A 24,555-nucleotide genomic window follows, 5' to 3' on the forward strand; every position below is an offset into this window, starting at 1 on the left:
TTCTTACATGATTTTTTATAATTTTTTTCATTCTTTTTTTAAATCGTACAAATCATTACTTTCATACGAAAAAAAGCTGCCGAAATCGACAGCTTCCCTTTAAGAAATTGTTAATAAATTCTTTTCAATTAATTCGTCAATCGCAGAACAAATCGCAATTTTAACATGCGAATACGTTAAGCCACCTTGCACATACGCAACATATGGCGGTCTAATTGGACCATCAGCAGACAATTCAATACTTGCACCTTGAATAAACGTTCCCGCCGCCATGATCACATCATCTTCATAACCTGGCATATAGTTTGCATACGGAGTAAAATGCGAATTAATTGGAGATGCATATTGAATCGCTTGGCAGAAGGCGATCATACGGTCTTTATCATCAAATTGAACAGATTGAATTAAGTCTGTTCTCGGTACATTCCACGCTGGTGACGTATTCATTCCTAACTTTTCTAAAAACGCAGCTGTAAAAACCGCACCTTTCAGCGCTTGTCCCGCAACATGTGGCGCTAAAAAGAACCCTTGATACATTTCTTGCAGACTGTATAAAGACGCTCCAGCTTCCGCACCAATTCCCGGAGATGTTAAACGATATGCACACGCTTCAACATATTGTTCTTTACCGACAATATAACCACCAGTTTTAACAATTCCGCCCCCCGGGTTTTTAATAAGCGAACCCGCCATTAAATCTGCACCAACATGACATGGCTCTTGCTCTTCAATAAACTCGCCATAACAGTTATCTACAAACACAACAACATCAGGTTTAATTTCTTTAACAAACGCGATCATCTCTTTAATTTGAGAAATAGTAAACGATGGACGAGTAGCATAACCTTTCGAGCGCTGAATACCGATCATTTTCGTATTATTATGAATCGCTGCTGCAACAGACTCAAAATCAACAAGCCCAGCTTCAGTTAGCGGAACTGCATTGTAACCGATATTGTATTCTTTAAATGAACCTACACCTTTCCCGCGTACACCAACAATTTCCTCTAACGTATCATACGGTTTCCCAGTGATATACAATAACTCATCTCCCGGGCGTAAAATACCAAATAACGCTGTAGAGATAGCGTGAGTACCTGAAATAATTTGCGGACGAACAAGTCCAGCTTCCGCCCCAAATACATCAGCATACACTTTTTCTAACGTATCACGGCCAATATCATCATAACCATAACCTGTTGTCGGGATAAAATGCGAGTCACTAATTTTATGTTTACGAAAACTTTCTAATACACGAAACTGATTGCTTTCAATTACTTCATCCACACGTTTATGTACTTCTGTAATCTGACTCTCTACTTCTTTTACGATTGGAGCAATTTTTTCTCCATTTTTCAAACGATCAAACATTTTTATTTTCTCCTTCTTCCACTAAAAATCTCTTTAATTGCACATTAAGCGATGAATGAGCAAAAATATACCCTGCACAATCATATACAAATTTATCTTCTAGAAACTCCATCTTTGCTAATAGCGTTTCCGTCTTTAAAAGCGTTAACAACTTACCTTCACTCGGAGGGATTTCCACTCGATAACGATCCATTTCTTTCTTCATCTGCGTTTCTATCGCTTCTTTTATACGCAATAAATCACTTTCTTCAAAAGCACTAGTCATTAAGAAATCACTTTTCGGAAACGGAATAAAGTTTTGATATAATTCATCTTTTTTATTATATAACGTAATAATAGGAATATGGTTAATTTCAAGTTCTGATAATAATCGTTTTACTGTTTTTTCATACCCTATGTAGTTAGGATCCGAGGAATCAACTACATGTAAAATGACATCTGCTTCCCCCGCCTCTTCCAGTGTTGAACGAAAAGCAGCGATTAATGAAGTGGGTAAATCTTGTATAAAACCAACAGTATCAGTTAGTAATACTGTATAACCAGAAGGTAACGGCATCTTCCTCGTCGTTGGGTCTAATGTTGCAAACAGAAGGTTTTCTTCAAATGTATCAGCTTCCGTTAATCTATTAAACAGTGTCGATTTCCCTGCATTTGTATACCCTATTAATGAAACTTGAAATACTTTATTATCTTTTCTTCTCTCACGATATCTTTTTCGATGTTCTACAACAACTGCGAGTTGTTTCTTTATTTCATCAATACGCGATCGAATATGACGACGATCCGTCTCTAATTTCGTCTCACCCGGTCCTCTTGTTCCAATACCACCACCAAGACGCGATAAGGACAATCCTTGCCCCATAAGACGCGGCATTGTATATTGCAACTGAGCTAATTCTACTTGAAGCTTACCTTCCCTCGACTTCGCACGTTGCGCAAAAATATCCAGTATTAGTTGCGTTCGATCAATTACTCTCGCATCTAATACTGAGGATAAATTCCGAATTTGACTCGGCGTTAATTCATTATTAAATACAATAACATCCGGCTCTAATTCTTCAGTTAACATTGTAAGCTCTTCTAATTTCCCTTTACCTATGTAAGTTGCCGGATGAAACTTTGGTCGTTTTTGCGTTGTTGACACTAACAATTTTGCTCGTGCAGTCTTCGCTAGTGATGCAAGCTCTTTCATGGAATGCATAAATTTTTCATCATCATCTTGTGGCAATTGACAGCCTACTAATATGACTTTTTCTTTTTCTTCCATCAAATATGTTCACTCATCCTTTTCGAAATTTAAACCTTCTAATATAATAGCAGAGGAAGCACATTTCATCTAGTTAGCGGGGGAGAAAATTCATGGCATGGGAGATTTTTAGCATCATAGGCACAATTGCTTTCGCACTAAGCGGAGCCATTGTTGCAATGGAAGAGGATTATGATATTTTCGGGGTGTATATTTTAGGAATGGCAACCGCATTTGGGGGAGGTGCCCTTCGTAATCTATTAATCGGTTATCCGATTGTCGCGTTTTGGCAACAAGACATGTTATTCCAAATCGCACTTTTATCAATGACTATTATTTTTCTTTTTCCAAATAAGTTAATTAGACATTGGAAAAAGTGGGAAAATATCACTGACGCTATCGGCTTATCAGCATTTGCTGTACAAGGAGCATTATATGCCCAAAAATTAAATTTACCAATTAGCGCCACAATTGTAGCAGCTGTTTTAACTGGTATCGGCGGCGGTATCATTCGCGATCTTTTAGCCCGCAGAAAACCTCTCGTTCTTCGTGCTGAAGTATATGCCTTTTGGACAATTTTAGCAGGTTTCTTAATTGGCGCTCAAATTATTGTTAGCGATTGGGCTCTTTACATTTTATTCATTTTAATTGTTTGCTTCCGCATGGTTTCTATTCATTACAAATGGCATTTACCGCACAGACGTATCGAAACGAAAGAACGTTCAATGCATAAATAGCAATCTAACCTCTTTACTTATCGTAAAGAGGTTTTTCTTTTCTAACGATTTTTTCTTTATATAATGTTTATACTAATTTTTAAAGTGAGGTGAATACAAATGACAAACCACGTTAATAAAGGAGCTCAAAAAAGCTCAGTAAATCAATTTGGACACGATCCTAATTCAGCACACGAAAAGAGCGCTAAAATGGAACGCTTCCATAAAGCACACAAAGAAAAAGCAAAAAAAGAGTAAACGAACTTATACACAAAAATCGACGCACAGTTTATGTACTGTGCGTCTCCTCTTCGAGCATCAAATCCATACTCGATATTCCAATTAAATCATTTTTATCATACGCATCTTCTTGCAACAACCGCATCGCCTGTGTACGAATTGATTTTTCAACAATATTCCGTACATACCGTCCATTACTAAACGATGTAATTTGCGACGAATACTTCACCGCATGTAAATGATCCCTAAATTTCCATTCAGCTTCTTTTGATAACTGATATTCACGATCTTCATACATTCTCTTCCCAATTTCCAATAGCTGATTTACCGAGTAATCCGCAAATTCAATAATAAATGGAAAACGAGATTGCAGCCCTGGATTTAATGAAAGAAAGTGATTCATCTCTCTTGAATATCCAGCTAAAATCAATACAAAACCATGTTGTTTATCTTCCATATGTTTTACAAGCGTATCAATTGCTTCTTTTCCAAAGTCCTTCTCTCCTCCTCGAGCTAAAGAATACGCCTCATCAATAAACAAAATACCTCCCATTGCTTTTTTTATTAAGTCTCTTGTTTTTTGAGCTGTATGACCGATGTACTCTCCTACAAGATCAGCACGTTCAGCTTCAACCAAGTGGCCTTTCGATAGAATATTCATCTCAAACAGCAATTTCCCTATCATTCTAGCAACAGTTGTCTTCCCTGTACCTGGATTCCCTTTAAACAGCATATGAAGTACTTGCTTCTCTGACTTCAATCCCTTCTCTTGTCTTTTTTTATTCACATAAATCCAAGCATATATTTCTTTTATTATCTTTTTTATATCATCCATCCCAACAAGCTTCCCCATCTCTTCTTCAATTCTCTGCAGCATTTCATGTTTAATTGCAGTTTCATTTGAAATTACCGTTTTATTTTCTGTGGCTGGCAAAGAAATTTTCTTTCGATGGTTTAACACAATATTAATTTGATTGTTGTTTTTCTTTCGCATCGATTGTTCCATACAATCACCTCATTTTATCCACTCACCAAATATTATTATTCCTGTCCCCCTTGTAAATGCCTATTTTCAGAAAAGTTTGCTATAATATAAGAAATAATTAAGGTGGTGGGACTATGGAGACAACGGAATTCCATGATACAATACAAGCCTTTTCTATTTTTTTATTGAATAAAGGCCGAAAACCCTCAACTATTAAACGTTATGTTTATGACGTTGAAGACTTCGGACATTGGTTAGAAAAAAACAAAAAGCTTCCTTCCAGTAATATATGGGCTACACTTTGTACAAAAGACTACGAAGATTACTTTTCCGATTTAAAAACGAATCGACATTACTCAGAAAAAACGATGCATCGTGTATTTATTGTACTAAATAGAATGCATCATTTTCTAAACATTCCTAATCCATTGAAGAATATGGAAATATCTATCCAACCAGACCGTACACTTCGTAACGAAGATTTCATTTCACCTGATGAAGAAAAAAGGTTAAAGTATATAGTCACTTCATTAGAAGGACTTTCAGAAAAACAACTTCCCGTGCGCCCCTTATTAATGGATCGCAATATTGCTATTTTAAATCTATTGATTGACTACGGTTTATCCTTACAGGAACTTACAGCATTAACAATGCATCACGTTCACTTTGAAACTAACACATTGTCAATCCCAGCAACCGCAGGTGTAGAAAGAACAATTACATTAGCAAAAGAAGACAAAAAACAACTATATAATTATTACAAAAGCATCCCAGAACCAGTTCGCCCTAAATACCATAGTGATGACCCATTGTTTGTCGCATTCGATTTTAACCGTGGAACATACAGGTGGGTATATGAAAATGATGCACCAAAGGCATTAACGGAAATTGCTATACAAAAAATGATTCGCCTCGAAGTGGCTAGAGCCAATTTACGTAAAGGAATTTCAGGACAACATTTTCGTAACACCTATATTTTAAACTTAATAAAAAAAGAAACTCCTGAATCAGAAATTATAAAACTCGCTGGATTCAAATCAAAAATTTCATTAAAGCGATATTATCAATACGCAGAAAATAGAAAAAACGCCTTATTGTAAGGCGTTTTTTCTATTTTTTCTTTAAACAAACGATTTTATTATGACCATTTAACTAATTTCTGCATCTACTATGATGAGTTTCGTTCACATTTTCATGAGAAAGGAGAGATTTAATGTCTCGTTATAACGACAATCAAAACAAATTCTCCAAACCATGCTTTCCAAGTAGCGCCGGACGAATTCCAAATACTCCATCAATCCCAATTACTAAAGCTCAACTTAGAACATTTCGTGCGATTATTATTGATTTAACAAAAATAATCCCAAAACTTTTCGCAAATCCATCTCCCCAAAATATTGAAGATCTAATCGATACATTGAACCTACTAAGTAAATTCATTTGTTCACTAGACGCTACTTCCTCCCTGAAAGCACAAGGGTTAGCTATTATTAAAAACTTAATAACTATATTAAGAAATCCAACCTTTGTAGCAAGCGCTGTATTTATTGAGCTTCAAAATCTCATTAACTATTTACTATACATTACAAAATTATTCCGAATTGACCCTTGCACACTTCAAGAGCTCCTTAAATTAATAGCAGCATTACAAACTGCTCTAGTTAATTCTGCTTCGTTCATTCAAGGACCTACCGGACCTACTGGACCAGCAGGCGCTACTGGCGCTACCGGGCCTCAAGGTAACACGGGTGTTACCGGCGCTACTGGGCCTCGAGGTAACACGGGCGCTACTGGCGCTACCGGTGCCACTGGACCTCGAGGTAACACGGGCGCTACTGGTGCCACTGGACCTCAAGGTGCTCAAGGTAACACAGGTGCTACTGGTGCTACTGGACCTCAAGGTAACACGGGCGCTACTGGCGCTACCGGTGCCACTGGACCTCAAGGTGTTCAAGGTAACACAGGCGCTACTGGTGCCACTGGACCTCAAGGCAACACAGGTGCTACTGGTGCTACTGGACCTCAAGGTAACACGGGCGCTACTGGTGCCACTGGACCTCAAGGCAACACAGGTGCTACTGGTGCCACTGGACCTCAAGGCAACACAGGTGCTACTGGTGCCACTGGACCTCAAGGCAACACAGGTGCTACTGGTGCCACTGGACCTCAAGGCAACACAGGTGCTACTGGTGCCACTGGACCTCAAGGCAACACAGGTGCTACTGGTGCTACTGGACCTCAAGGTAACACGGGCGCTACTGGCGCTACCGGTGCCACTGGACCTCAAGGTGTTCAAGGTAACACAGGCGCTACTGGTGCCACTGGACCTCAAGGCAACACAGGCGCTACTGGACCTCAAGGTGTTCAAGGTAACACGGGCGCTACTGGTGCCACTGGACCTCAAGGTGTTCAAGGTAACACAGGTGCTACCGGTGCTACTGGACCTCAAGGCGTTCAAGGTAACACAGGTGCTACTGGACCTCAGGGTGTTCAAGGTAACACAGGTGCTACCGGTGCTACTGGACCTCAAGGCGTTCAAGGTAACACGGGTGCTACTGGTGCCACTGGACCTCAGGGACCTCAAGGTAACACGGGTGCTACTGGTGCCACTGGACCTCAAGGTGCTCAAGGTAACACAGGTGCTACTGGACCTCAGGGTGTTCAAGGTAACACGGGTGCTACTGGACCTCAGGGCGTTCAAGGTAACACAGGTGCTACTGGACCTCAAGGCGTTCAAGGTAACACAGGTGCTACTGGACCTCAGGGTGTTCAAGGTAACACAGGTGCCACTGGTGCCACTGGACCTCAAGGTGTTCAAGGTAACACAGGTGCTACCGGTGCTACTGGACCTCAAGGCGTTCAAGGTAACACAGGTGCCACTGGACCTCAAGGTGTTCAAGGTAACACAGGCGCTACTGGTGCCACTGGACCTCAAGGTGTTCAAGGTAACACAGGTGCCACTGGTGCCACTGGACCTCAAGGTGTTCAAGGTAACACAGGTGCTACCGGTGCTACTGGACCTCAAGGCGTTCAAGGTAACACAGGTGCCACTGGACCTCAAGGTGCTCAAGGTAACACAGGTGCTACTGGTGCCACTGGACCTCAGGGTGTTCAAGGTAACACAGGCGCTACTGGTGCCACTGGACCTCAGGGTGTTCAAGGTAACACAGGCGCTACTGGTGCCACTGGACCTCAGGGTGTTCAAGGTAACACAGGTGCCACTGGTGCCACTGGACCTCAAGGTGTTCAAGGTAACACAGGTGCTACCGGTGCTACTGGACCTCAAGGCGTTCAAGGTAACACAGGTGCCACTGGACCTCAAGGTGCTCAAGGTAACACAGGTGCTACTGGTGCCACTGGACCTCAGGGTGTTCAAGGTAACACGGGTGCCACTGGACCTCAGGGTGTTCAAGGTAACACAGGTGCTACTGGACCTCAAGGCGTTCAAGGTAACACAGGTGCCACTGGACCTCAAGGTGTTCAAGGTAACACAGGTGCTACCGGTGCCACTGGACCTCAGGGTGTTCAAGGTAACACGGGTGCTACCGGTGCTACTGGTATAGGAGTTACCGGACCTACTGGACCTTCTGGCGGGCCTCCTGGACCTACTGGACCTCAGGGACCTCAAGGTAACACAGGTGCTACTGGTGCCACTGGACCTCAAGGTGCTCAGGGTAACACGGGCGCTACCGGACCTCAGGGTGTTCAAGGTAACACGGGTGCTACTGGACCTCAGGGTATTCAAGGTAACACAGGTGCTACTGGTGCCACTGGACCTCAGGGTGTTCAAGGTAACACGGGTGCTACTGGACCTCAGGGCGTTCAAGGTAACACAGGTGCTACTGGACCTCAGGGTGTTCAAGGTAACACAGGTGCTACTGGACCTCAAGGCGTTCAAGGTAACACAGGTGCCACTGGTGCTACTGGACCTCAAGGTGTTCAAGGTAACACAGGTGCTACTGGTGCCACTGGACCTCAGGGTGTTCAAGGTAACACGGGCGCTACCGGACCTCAGGGCGTTCAAGGTAACACAGGTGCCACTGGATCTCAAGGCATTCAAGGACCAACGGGTGCTACCGGCGCTACTGGTATAGGAGTTACTGGACCTACTGGACCTTCTGGTGGGCCTACCGGACCTACTGGGCCTACTGGACCTAGCTTCCCTGTAGCAACAATTGTTGTAACAAACAATATTCAGCAAACAGTACTGCAATTTAATAACTTTATTTTTAGTACTGCAATTAACGTAAACAATATTATCTTCAACGGCACAGATACAGTTACTGTTATCAACGGTGGCATTTATGTAATTAGCGTATCCATTTCTACAACTGCGCCAGGATGCGCTCCACTTGGAGTAGGAATTTCAATTAATGGAGCTGTCGCAACTGATAACTTCTCTTCAAATTTAATAGGCGACTCACTTTCATTTACTACAATTGAAACATTAGCAGCTGGTGCAAGAATTTCTGTCCAATCTACTCTTAATGAGATTACAATCCCTGCGACAGGAAATACTAACATCCGCCTTACTGTATTTAGAATCGCTTAAATTTCACTATATATTGTTTATGACAAATAAAAAAAGAGCGAGGAAACTCGCTCTTTTTTGTTATGTACAATAATTCATTACTATTCTAATTCAATTGAAACATTTTTTTGTGGTACAAATGTAGAAATTGCATGTTTATAAATAAGCTGTTGCTTACCTTCTGTTTCCAGCAGGACTGTAAAATTATCAAATCCTTTAATTAGCCCACGAAGCTGGAAACCATTTAATAAGTACAGCGTAACAAACGTATTTTCTTTACGGAGTTGATTTAAAAACTGATCTTGAATATTGATTGATTGCTTCATGTCGAATCCTCCTCTTTTTCTCTACTTACTATTATTCGACTTTACTTGTAACTTTCCTTCTATGTATCGTAAAATTTCTGACGTTTTTTCACCGTCTGTAACATCAAACCACGTGACATCCATTTTATTACGGAACCACGTTAATTGACGCTTTGCATAGCGACGCGAATTCGTCTTTAATTGTGATACCGCATCTTCTAAAGGGGCTCGATTCTCAAAATAATCATAGATTTCTTTATATCCAATCGCTTGAATAGATTGACAATCTCGTATCCCTCTATTATACAGACCTTCTACTTCCTCTAATAGGCCTTGTTCCATCATCAAATCCACTCGTAAGTTAATGCGATCGTATAGCATTTCTCGATCCATTGTCAAGCCAATTAATGAAACATCATAGAGTAACTCTTTTTCTTGTTTCTCAATTTGGTCACTCATTTTTTCACCCGTCGTGTGGAAAATTTCTAACGCTCGAATGACACGTCGTACATTATTTGCATGAATACGCTCCGCACTTTCCGGATCTACTTCTTGCAATTTTTTATGTACATATTCCACACCGCGTTCTAAAGCTAACTTTTCCATTTGCTCTCGGTATATCACATCACCAGCATCATCTGTAAACTGATAATCGAATAAAACAGATTGTATATAAAGACCGGTCCCACCAACTATAATTGGTAATTTACCACGTTCTGTAATTTCTCGAATATGCTTGCGAACACGTTCTTGAAATTCCGCGACAGAAAATGAATCTTCCGGATTTTTTATATCGACCATATAATGTGGAATTCCGTCCATCTCTGCTTGTGTTACCTTTGCAGTTCCAATATCCATCGTTCGATAGATTTGCATGGAATCACCACTAATAATTTCACCGTTCAACGCTTTGGCAAGATCGATACTTAACTTCGTCTTTCCAACAGCAGTTGGTCCAATGATGACAGCAACTTTTTCACGTTGCACTTCTCCCATATCATTCAACTCTCTTTATGTAATATACTCCATCTATTGATTATATCCAATCTTACCAATTTTAACGGCATGATTGCAAGTTCTTTCATTTCGGTACATGAAATTACACATAAAAAAGAACATAGTTTGTCCAATTCTGCATATACATGATAAAAATAGTTTCGAGAGGATGAGTTAACTATGAAACAATCCACCATCAATTTTTCATCTTTGACAAAAGACCTCATTTTAGCTACTTCTACAAAAGAACAAAATTGTTCACAAGAGGAATTATACTTTGCCCTAAATTGTTTACTACGGGCCTTTCATTCTACTCTCCATGAAACAACATTACATCCAGAAAATAAAAATACAGAATATATACAAACGCAATTTTGCAGTGCATATAAAATTATTACAGGTAAAACTATTTATCCATTTCAATAATCCATAAAAAGCGGCTGCTTACATAATTTCAAGCAACCGCTTTTTATATTAATATCAATAACCTATTGTATAACTTTCACTTTTACAGATTTGCGCCCCCAGCTATTAGCACTACCATCTGAACCGACTAATACATCAATACGATTTCCTTTAATCGCACCACCAGTGTCTCCAGCAATCGCTTCTCCATATCCTTCTACCCATACTTTTGATCCAAGCGGAATTACTTTCGGATCAACAGCAATTACTTTCATATTTGGATTTGCTGTTAAATCATGCCCCATTGCAGTTAATACACGACCACCATACGAACCATTCTCACTCGGATCTGCTGTATATGCCGTCGCTTCTACTGTAATTTCACGACCACCAGTAGGCGCACTTGTTTCAGTAGATTTCGCAACTGGTTTGGCAGCCGGCTTTTCTTTTACCACAGGTTTACTTGATTCTACCTTCTTAATAGAATCGTTACTCTTAACAGACTCTTTATTCTTAACTGCTGTATTATTTTTAACAGGCGTATTTGTTCTAGCCGGCGCTTCTTCTTGAGCTACAACTTCTTTCTTTTCAATTACAGGTGCCGTTCCTGTTAAAAATGGCACGTGAACATATCCGACTTTTCCATTGTAGTCGAATTGTAACCATTCATTTTGAACTTGATTCGTCGTTTCAATCACATCATCTTTATTAAGTTTACCTAAAATTTCAGAATCAGTATTCGCTCCAGCACGAACATTTAATACGCCCGCCGTTACATAATATGTGCTCCTTGTAAACTCAGCACTTACAAACGCTTCCTTACCGTTTAACTTAATTTTTGTCCATCCATTTTCTGTATTTATAACATCTAGTGTATTCCCACTTAACACTTTACCTACAAGCTTTGACTCTACATTTGGGTTTTCTCTAACATTTAATACGTCTGTTGTTACAATTGTTTCCGCTTTAGCAGAACCTGCAAAAATCCCAAGACCAAAAACTGCTGCTGTTGCTATACTTAATAATTTTTTCATGAATAGCCTCCATTTGCTTTGTTTTCGTATTTTCATTATAGCAACAGATTTTTAGAATTTTTAGAAATCACACAATTACAAAGCATTCGTAATATACGATTAATGAGTTGTAACATAAATTTCCATATTAATAAAATGTATTTCTAATACAATCTCCAATGGTTTTCATACATTTTCCATATACGAGCACAAGAACTTTTTTCCAGAAAAAATTACAGTGTTACTTTTTTGTTACAAAAAATTCACAATTCATTACATCTTTTACCAAAAAGCATCAATATTCCATTGTTAACCTATTTTTTTGTAATGAAAAGAGAGCAGCTACTAAAAGCTGCTCTCTTTTCATTTGTTATTGAACTTTCTTTTTCCAAACACCTAGCATAATAGCCGAGACAATCGTTCCAATTAATATAGACAAAATATATAGTAACGGTTTATTTACTAACGCTATTACAAATAATCCACCATGCGGTGCCGGTAATGTAACTTGGAATAACATAGATAACGCACCTGCAATACTTGAACCAACAACACAACTTACGATTACTCGAACCGGATCTGCAGCTGCAAACGGAATCGCACCTTCTGTAATGAACGATGCTCCCATAATATAATTTGTTAAACCTGATTTACGTTCCGCTTCTGTAAACTTTGATTTAAAGAATGTAGTTGCGAATGCAATCGCAAGTGGCGGTACCATACCACCAGCCATAACTGCTGAGTGTACTCCAAAATTCTGTGCTTCTATTGCAGCAATACCAAACGTAAATGCTGCTTTATTAATTGGACCACCCATATCAATTGCCATCATACCACCTAAAATAAGACCTAGTAATATAGCATTCGTACCATTTAAACCATTTAACCACCCTGTCAACATTTCATTTAATGCTACTACAGGCGGAATTACTACTTTTTGCATTACAACTCCTGTAATCAATAATCCAAAGACTGGATATAACAAAACAGGTTTAATTCCTTCTAATTGTACTGGTAGTCCTGAAAATAATCTTTTTAACCCTAAAACAACATATCCAGCTAAGAAACCAGCAATTAATCCACCTAAAAATCCAGCATTCGCATTCGCCGCTAAAAATCCACCTACAACACCAGGCATAAAACCAGGACGATCAGCAATAGAGCTTGCAATAAATCCAGCTAAAATTGGTACAAGGAATAAAAACGCACCTGTTTTTCCTCCACCAATTGACATGAACAATTCAGCTAAAGGACCTTCCGCCTTTATACCACCAAACGAAAATGCTAGCGCTATTAAAATCCCGCCACCAACAACGAATGGAAGCATATTACTTACACCGCTCATTAAATGCTTATAAATTCCTAATCCTTTTTCTCTCTCAATACTTTCTGATTTCCCATCCTCTTTTACACCTTTAAAGATTGGTGCATCTTGTTTGACAGCTCGTTTAAGCAGATTTTCCGTTTTTCTAATCCCATCAGCAACTGGCACTTGAATGACATGTTTACCAGCAAAACGATTCATTTCTACTTGTTTATCTGCCGCAACAATAATAGCTGTTGCACGTTCAATATCCTCTTTCGTTAAACCGTTTTTAATACCTGTTGATCCGTTTGTTTCAACTTTAATCGCTACTCCTAACTCTGCCGCTTTTGCTTTTAAGCTATCCGCCGCCATATATGTGTGAGCGATTCCAGTTGGGCAAGCTGTAACAGCAAGTACGTACGGTTCATTTCCTTCTGGTTGTGCAACTTCAATCTCTTCTTCTTTTTCATTCTCTTTTTCATCAAATAGTTGAAGAAGCTCACTTTCATCCTTCGCTTCTAATAGTTGCTTGCGAAACCCTTCATCCATTAATAATGTCGATAAACGAGACAACGTTTCTAAATGAGTATTATTCGCTCCTTCACTTGCAGCAATCATAAAGAATAAGTGTGCTGGCTGTCCATCAAGCGACTCATAATTGATACCGCTTACACTTCTACCAAAACAAATCGATGGTTGTTTAACAGCCTTTGTCTTCGCATGAGGTATTGCAATACCTTCCCCTATTCCAGTCGTACTTTGGGACTCCCGCTTTAAAATAGCTTCTTTAAATTCCGTTTTACTATTTAAACGATTTGCCCCGTTTAATTTCTCAACTAGTTCATCTATGACAGCTTCTTTATTTGAAGCTGTCAAATCCATAATGACTGTATCCCTTTTTAATAATTCTGTAATTTTCATATGTTGCTTCCCCCTATCGCTTAGCTACAATTACTTGCGACAATAATTCTTCTACTTTTTCCTTCTCACATAAATCAGCTGAAAATGCTGTTGCACTCCCTGTTGCAACGCCGTATTGAAATGCCTTTTCAATATCCTTTGTCTGTTCATATTTGCCTACAAATCCTGCAACAAGAGAATCTCCGGCCCCAACTGAATTAATTACAACACCTTTTGGAACAGTCGCTTCATATATACCTTCTGCCGTAAATAATAAAGCTCCCTCTCCAGCCATCGATACGATAACGTGTTTTACACCTTGTTCAATTAATTTTCTTCCATAAGGTAAAACGTCCTCTACTGTTGAAAGCTCCACTCCAAACAACTCACCAAGTTCATGATGGTTTGGCTTAATTAAAAATGGCTTATTTTTAATTACATGTTGCAGTGCACTTCCACTTGCATCTACTACTACACGAATACCTTTTTCAGATCCAAACGCAGCAATTGATTCGTAAAAAGTACTTGGAATAGAGACCGGTACACTCCCAGCGAGTACAACACAATCTCCAGGTTGCATACTCTCAATTTTTTTCATTAACCGTTCGAACTGCTCTTTTGTTACAATAGGACCTTGGCCATTTAATTCTGTTTCTTCTTTCCCTTTTATTTTCACATTAATGCGAGTATCTTCATCTACTTGGACGAAGTTTGTTGTTACACCTTCATCATGTAATACCTCTTTAATAAATTGACCAGTAAATCCACCAGTAAATCCAAGTGCTATATTTTTAACACCTAAACGCTGAAGAACACGAGAAACATTAATTCCTTTTCCTCCAGGAAACTTCATATCTTTCTCCGCTCGATTTATTGTTCCTAAATCAAAAGAAGGAACTTGCACTACATAATCAATAGATGGGTTTAAAGTAACTGTATAGATCATTGTTTATCAGCCTCAATTACATTGGTTTGTTTTTTATATTTTTCTAAATCAATTTCTAAATGGTTTGTAATAATATTTGCATCTTCAACATTTGCAATTTTCGCAAACGCAACTTCTGAAAACTTACTTTCATCAATTAAGAAATATCCTTCGTTTGCTAATGTTAATGCCATTTGTTTTAAGAGCGCTTCTTCTGGATCTGGCGTTGTAAAGCCAAGCTGTTCATGTACACCATTTGCACCTAAAAAACATTTATCAAAGCGATACTTCTGCATACTTTCCTGTGCCATAGCACCGATTAAAGCTTTCGTCCTACTCTTCATCATTCCGCCTAGTAAATACGCACGAATATTATTTTCAACTAAAGCTTCAATATGCATAAGTCCATTCGTAACGACAGTAACATCTTTATTTATTAAAAATGGAATCATTTCAAATGTTGTACTCCCTGCATCTAAATAAATACAATCATCTTGTTCAACAACGCTAGCCGCATAATTAGCAATTTGTTGTTTTATTTGAATGTTTTTGGATGATTTTTCAACCATCGTTGGTTCTTGCCCTTTTCCTGTTAAAACAGCGGCACCACCATGAACTCTTTTTAATAACCTTTGCTTTTCCAATTGTGCTAAATCACGGCGAATTGTCGACTCAGAGCTTTCTGTTCTTTCAACTAATTGCTGTAATTTTACAACTTTCTGTTCTTTTACAAGTTGCAATATCATTTGATGACGTTCAGGAGTTAACATTTTATTCACCTCTTCTTTGATTACAGTATAATGAAAACGGTCACAAAAATCAACCATAAACAATCAAAAATAATCACAAACATTCATAAACGTTTATAAACAGCAAAAAAGAAACCTATTCGATCAAACAATCAAATAGGTTTCTTTTCTAAATTCACTTATAAAGAAGCTTTATATATACTTAGAACATCATCTTTATTTAATTTTTTAAAGTTACCAAATTCACCATACACCATCGCTTTATTAGCCATTATATCAATTTCATTTTCTCCAATACCGTAATCAGCTAATGTTGCTGGCGCTTCAATTGAAGTCCAAAATTGACGTAGTGCCTCAATTCCTTCTAACGCCACTTCTTTATCTGTTTTGCCATCTGTTTCTATATCAAATACACGAATAGCGAACTGTTTAAAACGACTTACATTTTCCTCTACAACATGTTTCATCCAGTTCGGGAATAAAATCGCAAGGCCACCCCCGTGTGGTATATCATGAACAGCAGAAACTGCATGCTCAATATTATGAGTCGCCCAATCTCCTTTTACTCCCATCGCTAAAATGCCGTTTAACGCCATAGTACCACAATATAAAATAGTTTCTCTATGCTCATAATTTTCTAAATCACTTAAAAGCTTAGGAGCTGTCTCAATTACTGTTTTTAAAACAGCTTCACAATAACGATCTTGTAGTTCTGTATTCGTTCCATGATGGAAATATTGTTCTAATACGTGCGACATAATATCTACCATACCGTAAATTGTTTGATCTTTCGGTACAGAAGTAGTATGAACTGGATCTAAAATCGAAAACTGCGGGAAAGTAACCGGGCTACCCCATCCATACTTTTCATTCGTTTCCCAGTTTGTAATTACCGAGCCTGCATTCATTTCAGATCCTGTTGCTGCAAGAGTAAGTACAGTACCAAATGGTAATGCCTCATTAGCAAATGTTTTTTTCGTTACAATATCCCATACATCTCCATCGTACTTACTACCAGCTGCAATTGCCTTCGTACAATCGATCACACTTCCTCCACCAACTGCTAAAATAAATTCAACACCATTTTCTTTACAAATTTGAATCCCTTTCTTTACAGTTGATACACGTGGATTCGGTTCAACACCTGTCAATTCAAATACTTCTGCATTTATATCCTTTAAAATAGAAATTACATTATCATAAATACCGTTTCTTTTAATGCTGCCTCCCCGTATACGAGAAGAACTTTTTTACCGAACTGTGGAATTTCAGTTTTTAACTGTTCTAATTGACCTTTACCGAAAATAAGTTTCGTTGGATTACGAAATACAAAATTTTGCATATTTCTTTACCATCCCTTCTATATGAAAAGCAACTATACTTTTGTATACCATATTTTTTTCATTTCACAAAAATATTTGCTTAATAAAAAAATCCCAGCCTACAGGCTGAGATTTTTTATTGGTAATAAGGTGAGATCATTAAGTAAACAATAACACCAGATAAACTTACATATAACCAAATCGGCATCGTCCAACGTACAATTTTACGGTGACGTGTTAATTGATTTGTAAAACCAAATACAAGCGCAAACAATGCAAGTGGTACGATAATTGCTGCAAGGATAATATGCGTAATTAAAATAATGAAGTACACATATTTAATGAACCCTTCTCCGCCAAAATGTGTTGCTGGCGCCAAGTAATGATACGATAAATAAGAAACACAAAATAGCAACGTCGTTGTAAATGCTGCGAGGATAAAACCACGGTGCATTTTCACATTCTTTTTAATAATAGAGTATAAAGCTGCTAATAAGAATACGAACGTAAAGCTATTAAAAATCGCATTTAACATTGGTAAAATTGTTACATCAAAATGGACTTCTCCTTCATAGCCAACAGGTCCAAAGAACAAAAATAAAATAATCGCATTTACAATTACAGAAAGCGTTATCACAATAGGAGCATAGCTTTTCTGATTTGTTGATTGATCCACCAAAATGGTCACTCCCTCTTCCTTCAAGTATGTATACATAACCTCACTATTTTAACATATTATTCACAGTGTAAATGTGACAATAGTTTGACACAGCAAGACAAGACAAAGAAAAAAATCCTTCTTAATAAAACTTCTTAAGAAGGATTTTATCGCTTTATTATTCAAATAGCAACGCGATTAATTTTTATTAAAAAATGTATCGCTATATGCTTGAAAAATTTCAGACACTTGATATCCCATTAATGAAATTGCTGTTAATGAAAAGAAACCAATCATAAGAAATCGAAACCACATATAAATCTCCTCCTTGTATTTAGCTTAAAAAACGTTAGCTACCTTACAAGTTGCGTGGCACTCTTCATCATCACTTTCCTTCTTCTTTACAATTGCTGTTATAAATCGAATCATAAAGAAAACTACAAAAGGAAATTGTTCGTAATTCATATTGGCATAGTTTAGCAACGGCTCGCGCTGCACATCGAACGGAGATGAGAAGGAATAGAACATACCTTGCTCTTCCATATATACAATTACAATTTTCATGCAAAATACTATTCCTAGAAACGAAACAATATCTTGCCATTCTGTCGTATATAACAGGTTATACAGCTCTAATACGTACTCTTCCATCATCATCCCCCCTTCCTTTTTTACCATTCTGCTCGCCTTCGTATAAAAAGTCAAGAAAAAAGTTTATATCCACTATGACAATAGTAATTACTTGTTTCTATGATTATATATGATTCTTTTATAGCAATGATTGGGTGTAACTCTCTTCGAAAACAAGAAAATTAGAATCGAACAGATTCCTCATTCTTACTTTTAGGATTCAAAACTGTGCTATTTTTATTTCTATTAAAAATAAAATACGAAAGTATGATAAGAACAGTAACAAACATTGTTAAAAGTGCTTGTGAACGTAAAGAATCAATTGCGAGCATCGCAACTAAAACCACTATAATAGCGGCAATTGTAACATACGTTACATACGGAAAAAGCCACATTTTCACTTTCAAATTTTGTTGTTCCACTTTCCCCATTTTTTTACGCATCTTTAAATGCGAAACTGCAATAACGAGATAAACTAGTAACGCAATCCCGCCAGATGCATTCACTAAAAACAAAAAGACTTTATCTGGAGAAATGTAACTAAAAACAACTCCAATATAAGCGAAGAAAGTTCCAAATAAAACCGCTCGAACAGGAACACCACTACTGTTCAATTTTAAAAATGACTTTGGCGCATCTCCTCTTTCTGCCATTGAAAAAAGCATTCTTGAGTTTGTATATAAACCTGAATTTAAGCAAGAAAGTACAGCTGTTAAAACGATAAAATTCATAATTTGTGCTGCCGCTGGTATTCCTATATGTTCAAGTACAGCTACAAATGGACTTTTTAATATGTTTGCTGAATTCCATGGCAGTAGCGTAACAACTACCGCTATAGACCCAATAAAAAATACAAGAATACGCCAAATCACACTGTTTGTTGCTGTTTTTACTGCTTTTACAGGTTCTGCAGATTCACCAGCCGCTACTGCTACAATCTCTGATCCCATAAATGAAAATATAACAACAGTAATTCCAAGCAATACCGAACTTATACCGTTTGGCATAAATCCACCTTGTCCAATTAAATTCGAAGTGCCGGGTGCTTCTGTTCCTGGAACAAATCCTAAAATAACAGCAAGACCTAGGCAAAGGAACAAAACAATACTTATTACTTTAATAAAAGAAAACCAATATTCAAACTCTCCAAATGATTTCACCGAAAAAACGTTCGTCAACGTTAATAAAATTGTTAATATTAAACTTAATAACCATAGCGGTATTTGTGGAATCCAATATTGGATAATACCAGCACCTGCTGTGGCTTCTATTGCAATAACAATTACCCAGAAAAACCAGTATAACCAGCCTATTGTATAACCCGCCCATGGACCAATTGCTTCTCTTGCATACGTTGCAAATGAACCACTTGTCGGATTAACAGCTGCCATTTCTCCTAGCATTCTCATGACGAAAATGACTAGAAGTCCTGCTAATGCATATGAAACGATAGAACCTGGTCCTGCCGAATGTACAACTGCACCACTTCCAATAAACAAACCAGCTCCTATTACGCCGCCAATTGAGATCATTGTAATGTGGCGTATTTTAAGGTCTTTCTTTAGATTTTTATCCAACTCTTGTACATCCCCTTCCAAACTAAATTTTGAAATTTATGTAAGAGTACTGTGTGAAAGATTTTGTTCTATACTTTAAAATATATCAAAATATTCTGAATTTAACAATTGCAATTCAGCTTCCTTCAAAAATTATTTCATTAGGTTTAATACTTTCCCACACACAATTGTTGAGAAAATTATAGCCCTCTTACAAAAGAAAGAATTTTCAGATATTATCAAATAAACAAGATTATACATCTAGACAACTTTTTGTATAGGAGTGTTGATATGTTAAACAAGTTCAAATTTTTTTGTTGTATTTTAGTAATGTTCTTACTGCTACCGCTATCCCCTTTTCAAACACAAGCAGCAAACAATTTAGGATCAAAATTACTTGTTGGATACTGGCATAACTTTGATAACGGTACTGGCATTATTAAATTAAGAGACGTTTCACCAAAATGGGATGTACTCAATGTATCTTTCGGTGAAACTGGTGGTGATCGTTCCACTGTTGAATTTTCTCCTGTGTATGGTACGGATGCAGAATTCAAATCAGATATTGCTTATTTAAAAAGCAAAGGAAAGAAAGTAGTTCTTTCAATAGGTGGACAAAATGGGGTCGTTTTACTTCCTGATAATGCCGCTAAGCAACGTTTTATTAATTCCATACAATCTCTAATTGATAAATACGGTTTTGATGGAATAGATATTGACCTTGAATCAGGAATTTACTTAAACGGTAATGACACTAATTTCAAAAATCCAACGACTCCTCAAATCGTAAATCTTATTTCAGCTATTCGGACAATCTCAGATCATTATGGTCCAAATTTTCTATTAAGCATGGCTCCTGAAACAGCTTATGTTCAAGGCGGTTATAGCGCATATGGAAGCATATGGGGTGCATATTTACCAATTATTTACGGAGTGAAAGACAAACTAACATACATTCATGCTCAACACTACAATGCTGGTAGCGGGATTGGAATGGACGGTAATAACTACAATCAAGGTACTGCAGACTACGAAGTCGCTATGGCAGATATGCTCTTACATGGTTTTCCTGTAGGTGGTAATCCAAATAACATTTTCCCAGCTCTTCGTTCGGATCAAGTCATGATTGGACTTCCTGCAGCACCAGCGGCCGCTCCAAGTGGCGGATATATTTCTCCAACTGAAATGAAAAAAGCTTTAGATTATATCATTAAAGGAATTCCTTTCGGAGGAAAGTATAAGCTTTCAAATCAGAGTGGCTACCCTGCATTCCGCGGCCTAATGTCTTGGTCTATTAATTGGGATGCAAAAAACAACTTTGAATTCTCTAATAACTATAGAACATATTTTGATGCGATTCCCTTGCAAAAATAATAAAAAACAACAATAGGTTAAATAACCTATTGTTGTTTTTTATTTATGTAAATTACTTTTTCACTTCTACATGATGAAAAGATTCTTTTTCATCTCTTACATAACTATTCACAAGACTTAAAAGTAATTTACCACCAATTAACATTGCTTGTTCATCAAAATCAGCACGTAGCGCTATCGGCTTCCCAGGTCTTCCACCTTCAATTACGCCGATTACCCCTCTACCCCCGATATTTGTTTTCACATTAATATGAAAACTTTTTAAGATTTCAGCTATTTTTCTCGGCGTTTCTATTTCTTGAAACGATAGCTCTGGATATTGATGAAAATCTCTTCGCCATGAAACTATTTGGTTATATAAACTTTCCAATTCTTTATGCCATGTTTCTATCATAGAAATTCCCCTTTCTTTATTTAACATTTTAAATAAAACTTACATAACATTCAGTATTTAATCAATAAAAAAAGAGAACTTTCTCTAAAAGTCCTCCTACTATTCTAGTCACTATTTTGCTTCAACACAAAAACTGAAAGTTCAGGTACACTCCAAAATCTAACAGGCATCCTAGTAGTCCCAATGCCACGATTTACATATAAATATAACGGCTTACTCTTCCCCTCTACTTCATACATACCTTCAACATAGTTCTCAGCTAGTTTGGTAGTAATTAACGGACCTACAAAAGGAATTTGGACTTGCCCTCCGTGACTATGTCCTGACAGTTGAAGATCAACTGGGTAACGATTTATTTTGGTTACAACATCCGGCTCATGTACTAATAACATGTTGAAATCATTTTGTTTCAAGTTTTTTAAAGTTGAATCTATTTGCGGCTTCCCTAATAGAAAATCATCCAAACCTGATATTGTAATATATTTGCCGTTTTCCACCTTAATTTTCTGCACTTCATTTACTAATACAGAAAAACCAGCTTCCTCCATATATTTTTTGTAAAATAAACTACCGCCCCCGCCCCTATCATGATTCCCAAACACAGCATATTTCCCTAAGGGAGCGTAAATTTTCTGCAAAATAGCCTTCGCTTCTTCTCTTTCCGCACTATAAGACCCAAATTTATCTATTAAATCTCCGGTAAAAACTACTATATCTGGATGTAATTCATTCATCTTCTCCACTAAATGTTCAAGTTGTTTCAGTGTAAACTCTGGTCCTAAATGTACATCTGAAAACTGTAATATTTTTTTATTATTAAATTCTTTAGGAATTGCAGAAGCTTCTATTTCATTCCACGTAACTGTTACTAATTTTCGTTCTATTTCTGTCGCATAATAATACAAACTTACTGGTATCATTAATATACTTATAAAACTAATAATAAATATCTTTACGATTGATTTTTTCCGTTCTTTTTTTACATGATTCGTATTCATGTTTTCACCTCTAGAAACACTTTAAATCCTTATTGTTACATTCATGTGACAACATGAACAATGTTATCACATGAATGTAATTCCCTCTCTATTCACTTTGACAATTTTATACAGAAGTCATAACATATTTTTATAATACATAGATTTTCGAAATTTTTTCTATTCATTCCATCATTTTATTACGGAGGGATTATTCATGTCTGTATTTACACCAGAAGAAATTACGGAACTTGCTGCCAATTCAGGAAGGAAAAAAGCTCATTTATCATTGCTCCCTATGCTAATTCTTGGTTTTTTTGGTGGTGCTTTTATCGCATTAGGGTATTTACTTGATATCCATGTTATTGGGACAATGCCAAAATATTGGGGATCATTTTCTAGTTTTCTAGGCGCTGCTGTATTCCCTGTTGGTCTTATTCTCGTTATTCTTGCAGGCGGTGAACTAGTAACTGGTAACATGATGACAGTTTCTATGGCCTGGCTTCAAAAGAAAATTACTTTATTTTATTTCATACGAAATTTAGTTATTGTTACATTTAGCAATTTCATAGGGGCTGTATTTGTAGCCTACTTTTTCGGTCATATCGTTGGCTTAACTGAAGGAGCTTTTTTAGCAAAAACTATTTCTATCGCTCAAGCGAAACTACAAGATACACCATTGCAAGCATTTATTTCTGCAATCGGATGTAATTGGCTCGTTTGTTTAGCTGTTTGGCTCAGTATGGGAAGTAAAGAATTTATCGGAAAGATTATCGGTATTTGGTTCCCGGTTATGACTTTTGTTGCGATTGGATTTCAACACGTTGTAGCCAATATGTTTGTCATCCCAGCCGCCATTTTTGCCGGTCATTTCACTTGGGCTGAATATTTTCCAAACTTTATTTTTGTTTTCTTTGGAAATTTAGTAGGAGGTATGTTATTTGTAGCACTACCTTACTTCATATCTTATAATAAGAAACTACCTGCTCATCAAGAGAAGACTGAAATGAAGAACAAATCTCTGTCCGCTTAAATGGAATGTCTATAAAGTAGCTCTCAAAAATATTACAAATTTCATTTTTTTTACGAATATATGTACGTACACTTGTTCTCGAATGTTTTATACGTTATAATAACAACTTAAATAGCATTATTTACATATGAGGTGAAAAACATGAACAAAACAGAATTAATTAAAAACGTAGCACAAAATGCTGAGATTTCTCAAAAAGAAGCTACTGTAGTTGTACAAACTGTAGTAGAATCAATCACTAACACTTTAGCTGCTGGTGAGAAAGTACAACTTATCGGATTCGGTACATTCGAAGTTCGCGAAAGAGCTGCTCGTACAGGCCGTAACCCACAAACTGGTGAAGAAATGCAAATCGCAGCTTCTAAAGTACCTGCTTTCAAAGCTGGTAAAGAACTTAAAGAAGCTGTAAAATAATGAAAAAAATAGCCTTCTCGTTTACGAGAGGGCTATTTTTTCATTACATAATTAATAAAAATCTGACCATTATGCTGTTTCTTTTGTTCCTTTATGCAAATAAAACCTTTACTTTCAAAGAAAGGTTTTGCTGTAATACTCGCCTCTGTATATATCTCCCCATGCCCCAAGTTTACTTCTTTTTCTAACTTCTGTAGTATGTAGGAAGCTATCCTTTTTCCTTGATAATCTTTATGTGTAAATAAACGATCTACGTAATGCTCATCATTATAATCCCCAAATCCCACTATCACACCGTTATAATCCGCTACATAACTAATATTCTTCTCTAAAGACTGTAACCAGCTTTCTCCCTCTAGTCGATCTGGTGCCCATGCCTGTAGCTGTAACTCATTATAATCTTTTGCATTAACCGTATGAACTGTTTCATAGAACAATTGTAATACTTGATTTAAATCTTCTTTCTGAAATGTTCTAATTATAATATCTTTTAACATATATAAGTCTCC

General features: G+C 37.3%; 22 protein-coding genes and 2 pseudogenes. 8 read left to right on the forward strand and 16 right to left on the reverse strand.

The window, feature by feature from the left end; translation table 11 throughout:
• Window positions 1-99: 99 nt before the first annotated feature.
• Window positions 100-1,371, reverse strand: a complete 1,272-nt coding sequence (locus JFU02_RS09440; protein WP_201070837.1) for a methionine gamma-lyase family protein — start codon at window positions 1,369-1,371, stop codon at window positions 100-102.
• Entirely contained in the window at window positions 1,364-2,638 is a 1,275-nt protein-coding gene (hflX, locus tag JFU02_RS09445) for a GTPase HflX (RefSeq protein ID WP_116366071.1), read from the reverse strand. The genes JFU02_RS09440 and hflX overlap by 8 nt, the downstream gene beginning before the upstream one ends.
• 92 nt (window positions 2,639-2,730) lie before the next feature.
• On the opposite strand from hflX, the gene JFU02_RS09450 reads away from it, so the two are divergent.
• Entirely contained in the window at window positions 2,731-3,354 is a 624-nt protein-coding gene (locus JFU02_RS09450) for a trimeric intracellular cation channel family protein (RefSeq protein WP_000312267.1), read from the forward strand.
• Between the two features lie 99 nt (window positions 3,355-3,453).
• Window positions 3,454-3,591: a hypothetical protein gene (locus tag JFU02_RS09455; RefSeq protein ID WP_000181504.1), complete on the forward strand. Its 138-nt coding sequence runs from the start codon at window positions 3,454-3,456 to the stop codon at window positions 3,589-3,591.
• A 31-nt stretch (window positions 3,592-3,622) separates the two neighbouring features.
• On the opposite strand, the gene spoVK is transcribed toward JFU02_RS09455, so the two are convergent.
• Complete coding sequence (gene spoVK, locus JFU02_RS09460) at window positions 3,623-4,579, reverse strand: stage V sporulation protein K (protein WP_000438195.1); 957 nt, start codon at window positions 4,577-4,579, stop codon at window positions 3,623-3,625.
• 113 nt (window positions 4,580-4,692) lie between these two features.
• Here spoVK and JFU02_RS09465 point away from each other — a divergent pair, with 113 nt between their 5' ends.
• On the forward strand, window positions 4,693-5,658 hold the full coding sequence (locus tag JFU02_RS09465; RefSeq protein ID WP_000450326.1) for a tyrosine-type recombinase/integrase: 966 nt from the start codon (window positions 4,693-4,695) through the stop codon (window positions 5,656-5,658).
• Between the two features lie 113 nt (window positions 5,659-5,771).
• Window positions 5,772-9,110: a Gly-Xaa-Xaa repeat protein gene (locus tag JFU02_RS09470; protein ID WP_201070838.1), complete on the forward strand. Its 3,339-nt coding sequence runs from the start codon at window positions 5,772-5,774 to the stop codon at window positions 9,108-9,110.
• Between the two features lie 80 nt (window positions 9,111-9,190).
• Here the strand turns inward: JFU02_RS09470 and hfq are convergent, their stop codons facing one another.
• The gene (gene hfq, locus JFU02_RS09475; protein WP_000813896.1) at window positions 9,191-9,415 is read right to left on the reverse strand and encodes an RNA chaperone Hfq; all 225 of its coding nucleotides are present in this window, start codon (window positions 9,413-9,415) and stop codon (window positions 9,191-9,193) included.
• Between the two features lie 21 nt (window positions 9,416-9,436).
• The gene (gene miaA, locus JFU02_RS09480; protein WP_000504953.1) at window positions 9,437-10,390 is read right to left on the reverse strand and encodes a tRNA (adenosine(37)-N6)-dimethylallyltransferase MiaA; all 954 of its coding nucleotides are present in this window, start codon (window positions 10,388-10,390) and stop codon (window positions 9,437-9,439) included.
• Window positions 10,391-10,570: 180 nt separating this feature from the next.
• Between miaA and JFU02_RS09485 the strand changes: the two genes are divergently transcribed.
• The gene (locus tag JFU02_RS09485; protein WP_000814429.1) at window positions 10,571-10,816 is read left to right on the forward strand and encodes a hypothetical protein; all 246 of its coding nucleotides are present in this window, start codon (window positions 10,571-10,573) and stop codon (window positions 10,814-10,816) included.
• 62 nt (window positions 10,817-10,878) lie between these two features.
• On the opposite strand, the gene entD is transcribed toward JFU02_RS09485, so the two are convergent.
• The 8 genes and pseudogenes from entD to gabP all read right to left on the reverse strand — a co-directional run bounded on the left by entD (window position 10,879) and on the right by gabP (window position 19,875).
• Window positions 10,879-11,829 (reverse strand): cell wall-binding protein EntD, encoded by a 951-nt coding sequence (entD, locus tag JFU02_RS09490; protein ID WP_061666428.1) that lies wholly within the window; start codon window positions 11,827-11,829, stop codon window positions 10,879-10,881.
• A gap of 349 nt (window positions 11,830-12,178) precedes the next feature.
• Complete coding sequence (locus JFU02_RS09495) at window positions 12,179-14,035, reverse strand: PTS fructose transporter subunit IIABC (protein WP_061666427.1); 1,857 nt, start codon at window positions 14,033-14,035, stop codon at window positions 12,179-12,181.
• Between the two features lie 13 nt (window positions 14,036-14,048).
• A complete protein-coding gene (gene pfkB, locus JFU02_RS09500; protein ID WP_000640855.1) occupies window positions 14,049-14,960 on the reverse strand; it encodes a 1-phosphofructokinase in 912 nt (303 codons plus the stop codon).
• On the reverse strand, window positions 14,957-15,709 hold the full coding sequence (locus JFU02_RS09505) for a DeoR/GlpR family DNA-binding transcription regulator (protein ID WP_000957287.1): 753 nt from the start codon (window positions 15,707-15,709) through the stop codon (window positions 14,957-14,959). The genes pfkB and JFU02_RS09505 overlap by 4 nt, the downstream gene beginning before the upstream one ends.
• Window positions 15,710-15,867: 158 nt before the next feature.
• Window positions 15,868-17,030: pseudogene (locus JFU02_RS09510) on the reverse strand (iron-containing alcohol dehydrogenase).
• A 116-nt stretch (window positions 17,031-17,146) separates the two neighbouring features.
• Window positions 17,147-17,689: a DUF420 domain-containing protein gene (locus JFU02_RS09515; protein WP_000228316.1), complete on the reverse strand. Its 543-nt coding sequence runs from the start codon at window positions 17,687-17,689 to the stop codon at window positions 17,147-17,149.
• Between the two features lie 318 nt (window positions 17,690-18,007).
• On the reverse strand, window positions 18,008-18,346 hold the full coding sequence (locus JFU02_RS09520) for a hypothetical protein (protein ID WP_201070840.1): 339 nt from the start codon (window positions 18,344-18,346) through the stop codon (window positions 18,008-18,010).
• Between the two features lie 134 nt (window positions 18,347-18,480).
• Entirely contained in the window at window positions 18,481-19,875 is a 1,395-nt protein-coding gene (gabP, locus tag JFU02_RS09525; RefSeq protein ID WP_061666426.1) for a GABA permease, read from the reverse strand.
• Between the two features lie 270 nt (window positions 19,876-20,145).
• On the opposite strand from gabP, the gene JFU02_RS09530 reads away from it, so the two are divergent.
• The gene (locus JFU02_RS09530) at window positions 20,146-21,228 is read left to right on the forward strand and encodes a chitinase (RefSeq protein WP_201070842.1); all 1,083 of its coding nucleotides are present in this window, start codon (window positions 20,146-20,148) and stop codon (window positions 21,226-21,228) included.
• Between the two features lie 154 nt (window positions 21,229-21,382).
• Here JFU02_RS09530 and JFU02_RS31815 read toward each other — a convergent pair.
• Both JFU02_RS31815 and JFU02_RS09540 read right to left on the reverse strand, forming a co-directional pair.
• Window positions 21,383-21,622, reverse strand: a pseudogene (locus JFU02_RS31815) (amidohydrolase); the annotation flags it as partial.
• Window positions 21,623-21,726: 104 nt separating this feature from the next.
• Entirely contained in the window at window positions 21,727-22,620 is an 894-nt protein-coding gene (locus JFU02_RS09540; protein ID WP_061666424.1) for a metallophosphoesterase, read from the reverse strand.
• 196 nt (window positions 22,621-22,816) lie between these two features.
• Between JFU02_RS09540 and JFU02_RS09545 the strand changes: the two genes are divergently transcribed.
• Window positions 22,817-23,632 (forward strand): formate/nitrite transporter family protein, encoded by an 816-nt coding sequence (locus JFU02_RS09545; RefSeq protein WP_098535872.1) that lies wholly within the window; start codon window positions 22,817-22,819, stop codon window positions 23,630-23,632.
• Between the two features lie 141 nt (window positions 23,633-23,773).
• Window positions 23,774-24,046 (forward strand): HU family DNA-binding protein, encoded by a 273-nt coding sequence (locus JFU02_RS09550; protein WP_001043904.1) that lies wholly within the window; start codon window positions 23,774-23,776, stop codon window positions 24,044-24,046.
• Window positions 24,047-24,078: 32 nt separating this feature from the next.
• Here JFU02_RS09550 and JFU02_RS09555 read toward each other — a convergent pair whose 3' ends face one another.
• Window positions 24,079-24,543, reverse strand: coding sequence for a GNAT family N-acetyltransferase (locus JFU02_RS09555; protein WP_201070844.1), 465 nt, complete (start codon window positions 24,541-24,543; stop codon window positions 24,079-24,081).
• Between the last annotated feature and the right edge of the window lie 12 nt (window positions 24,544-24,555).

This window comes from Bacillus sp. TH13 (genome assembly GCF_016651175.1).
In the GTDB taxonomy this organism is placed as follows: Bacteria; Bacillota; Bacilli; order Bacillales; family Bacillaceae_G; genus Bacillus_A; species Bacillus_A thuringiensis_S.

Bases quoted from the DNA above. Each gene is read 5' to 3' on its own strand.
- JFU02_RS09470 (WP_201070838.1), top strand. From the start codon at position 5,772: ATGTCTCGTTATAACGACAATCAAAACAAATTCTCCAAACCATGCTTT.
- JFU02_RS09505 (WP_000957287.1), bottom strand. From the start codon at position 15,709: ATGTTAACTCCTGAACGTCATCAAATGATATTGCAACTTGTAAAAGAA.
- JFU02_RS09540 (WP_061666424.1), bottom strand. From the start codon at position 22,620: ATGAATACGAATCATGTAAAAAAAGAACGGAAAAAATCAATCGTAAAG.
- JFU02_RS09465 (WP_000450326.1), top strand. From the start codon at position 4,693: ATGGAGACAACGGAATTCCATGATACAATACAAGCCTTTTCTATTTTT.
- JFU02_RS09485 (WP_000814429.1), top strand. From the start codon at position 10,571: ATGAAACAATCCACCATCAATTTTTCATCTTTGACAAAAGACCTCATT.
- hfq (WP_000813896.1), bottom strand. From the start codon at position 9,415: ATGAAGCAATCAATCAATATTCAAGATCAGTTTTTAAATCAACTCCGT.
- JFU02_RS09440 (WP_201070837.1), bottom strand. From the start codon at position 1,371: ATGTTTGATCGTTTGAAAAATGGAGAAAAAATTGCTCCAATCGTAAAA.
- JFU02_RS09520 (WP_201070840.1), bottom strand. From the start codon at position 18,346: ATGGTAAAAAAGGAAGGGGGGATGATGATGGAAGAGTACGTATTAGAG.
- spoVK (WP_000438195.1), bottom strand. From the start codon at position 4,579: ATGGAACAATCGATGCGAAAGAAAAACAACAATCAAATTAATATTGTG.
- JFU02_RS09555 (WP_201070844.1), bottom strand. From the start codon at position 24,543: ATGTTAAAAGATATTATAATTAGAACATTTCAGAAAGAAGATTTAAAT.
- entD (WP_061666428.1), bottom strand. From the start codon at position 11,829: ATGAAAAAATTATTAAGTATAGCAACAGCAGCAGTTTTTGGTCTTGGG.
- miaA (WP_000504953.1), bottom strand. From the start codon at position 10,390: ATGGGAGAAGTGCAACGTGAAAAAGTTGCTGTCATCATTGGACCAACT.
- JFU02_RS09530 (WP_201070842.1), top strand. From the start codon at position 20,146: ATGTTAAACAAGTTCAAATTTTTTTGTTGTATTTTAGTAATGTTCTTA.
- pfkB (WP_000640855.1), bottom strand. From the start codon at position 14,960: ATGATCTATACAGTTACTTTAAACCCATCTATTGATTATGTAGTGCAA.
- JFU02_RS09495 (WP_061666427.1), bottom strand. From the start codon at position 14,035: ATGAAAATTACAGAATTATTAAAAAGGGATACAGTCATTATGGATTTG.
- JFU02_RS09550 (WP_001043904.1), top strand. From the start codon at position 23,774: ATGAACAAAACAGAATTAATTAAAAACGTAGCACAAAATGCTGAGATT.
- hflX (WP_116366071.1), bottom strand. From the start codon at position 2,638: ATGGAAGAAAAAGAAAAAGTCATATTAGTAGGCTGTCAATTGCCACAA.
- JFU02_RS09455 (WP_000181504.1), top strand. From the start codon at position 3,454: ATGACAAACCACGTTAATAAAGGAGCTCAAAAAAGCTCAGTAAATCAA.
- JFU02_RS09450 (WP_000312267.1), top strand. From the start codon at position 2,731: ATGGCATGGGAGATTTTTAGCATCATAGGCACAATTGCTTTCGCACTA.
- JFU02_RS09545 (WP_098535872.1), top strand. From the start codon at position 22,817: ATGTCTGTATTTACACCAGAAGAAATTACGGAACTTGCTGCCAATTCA.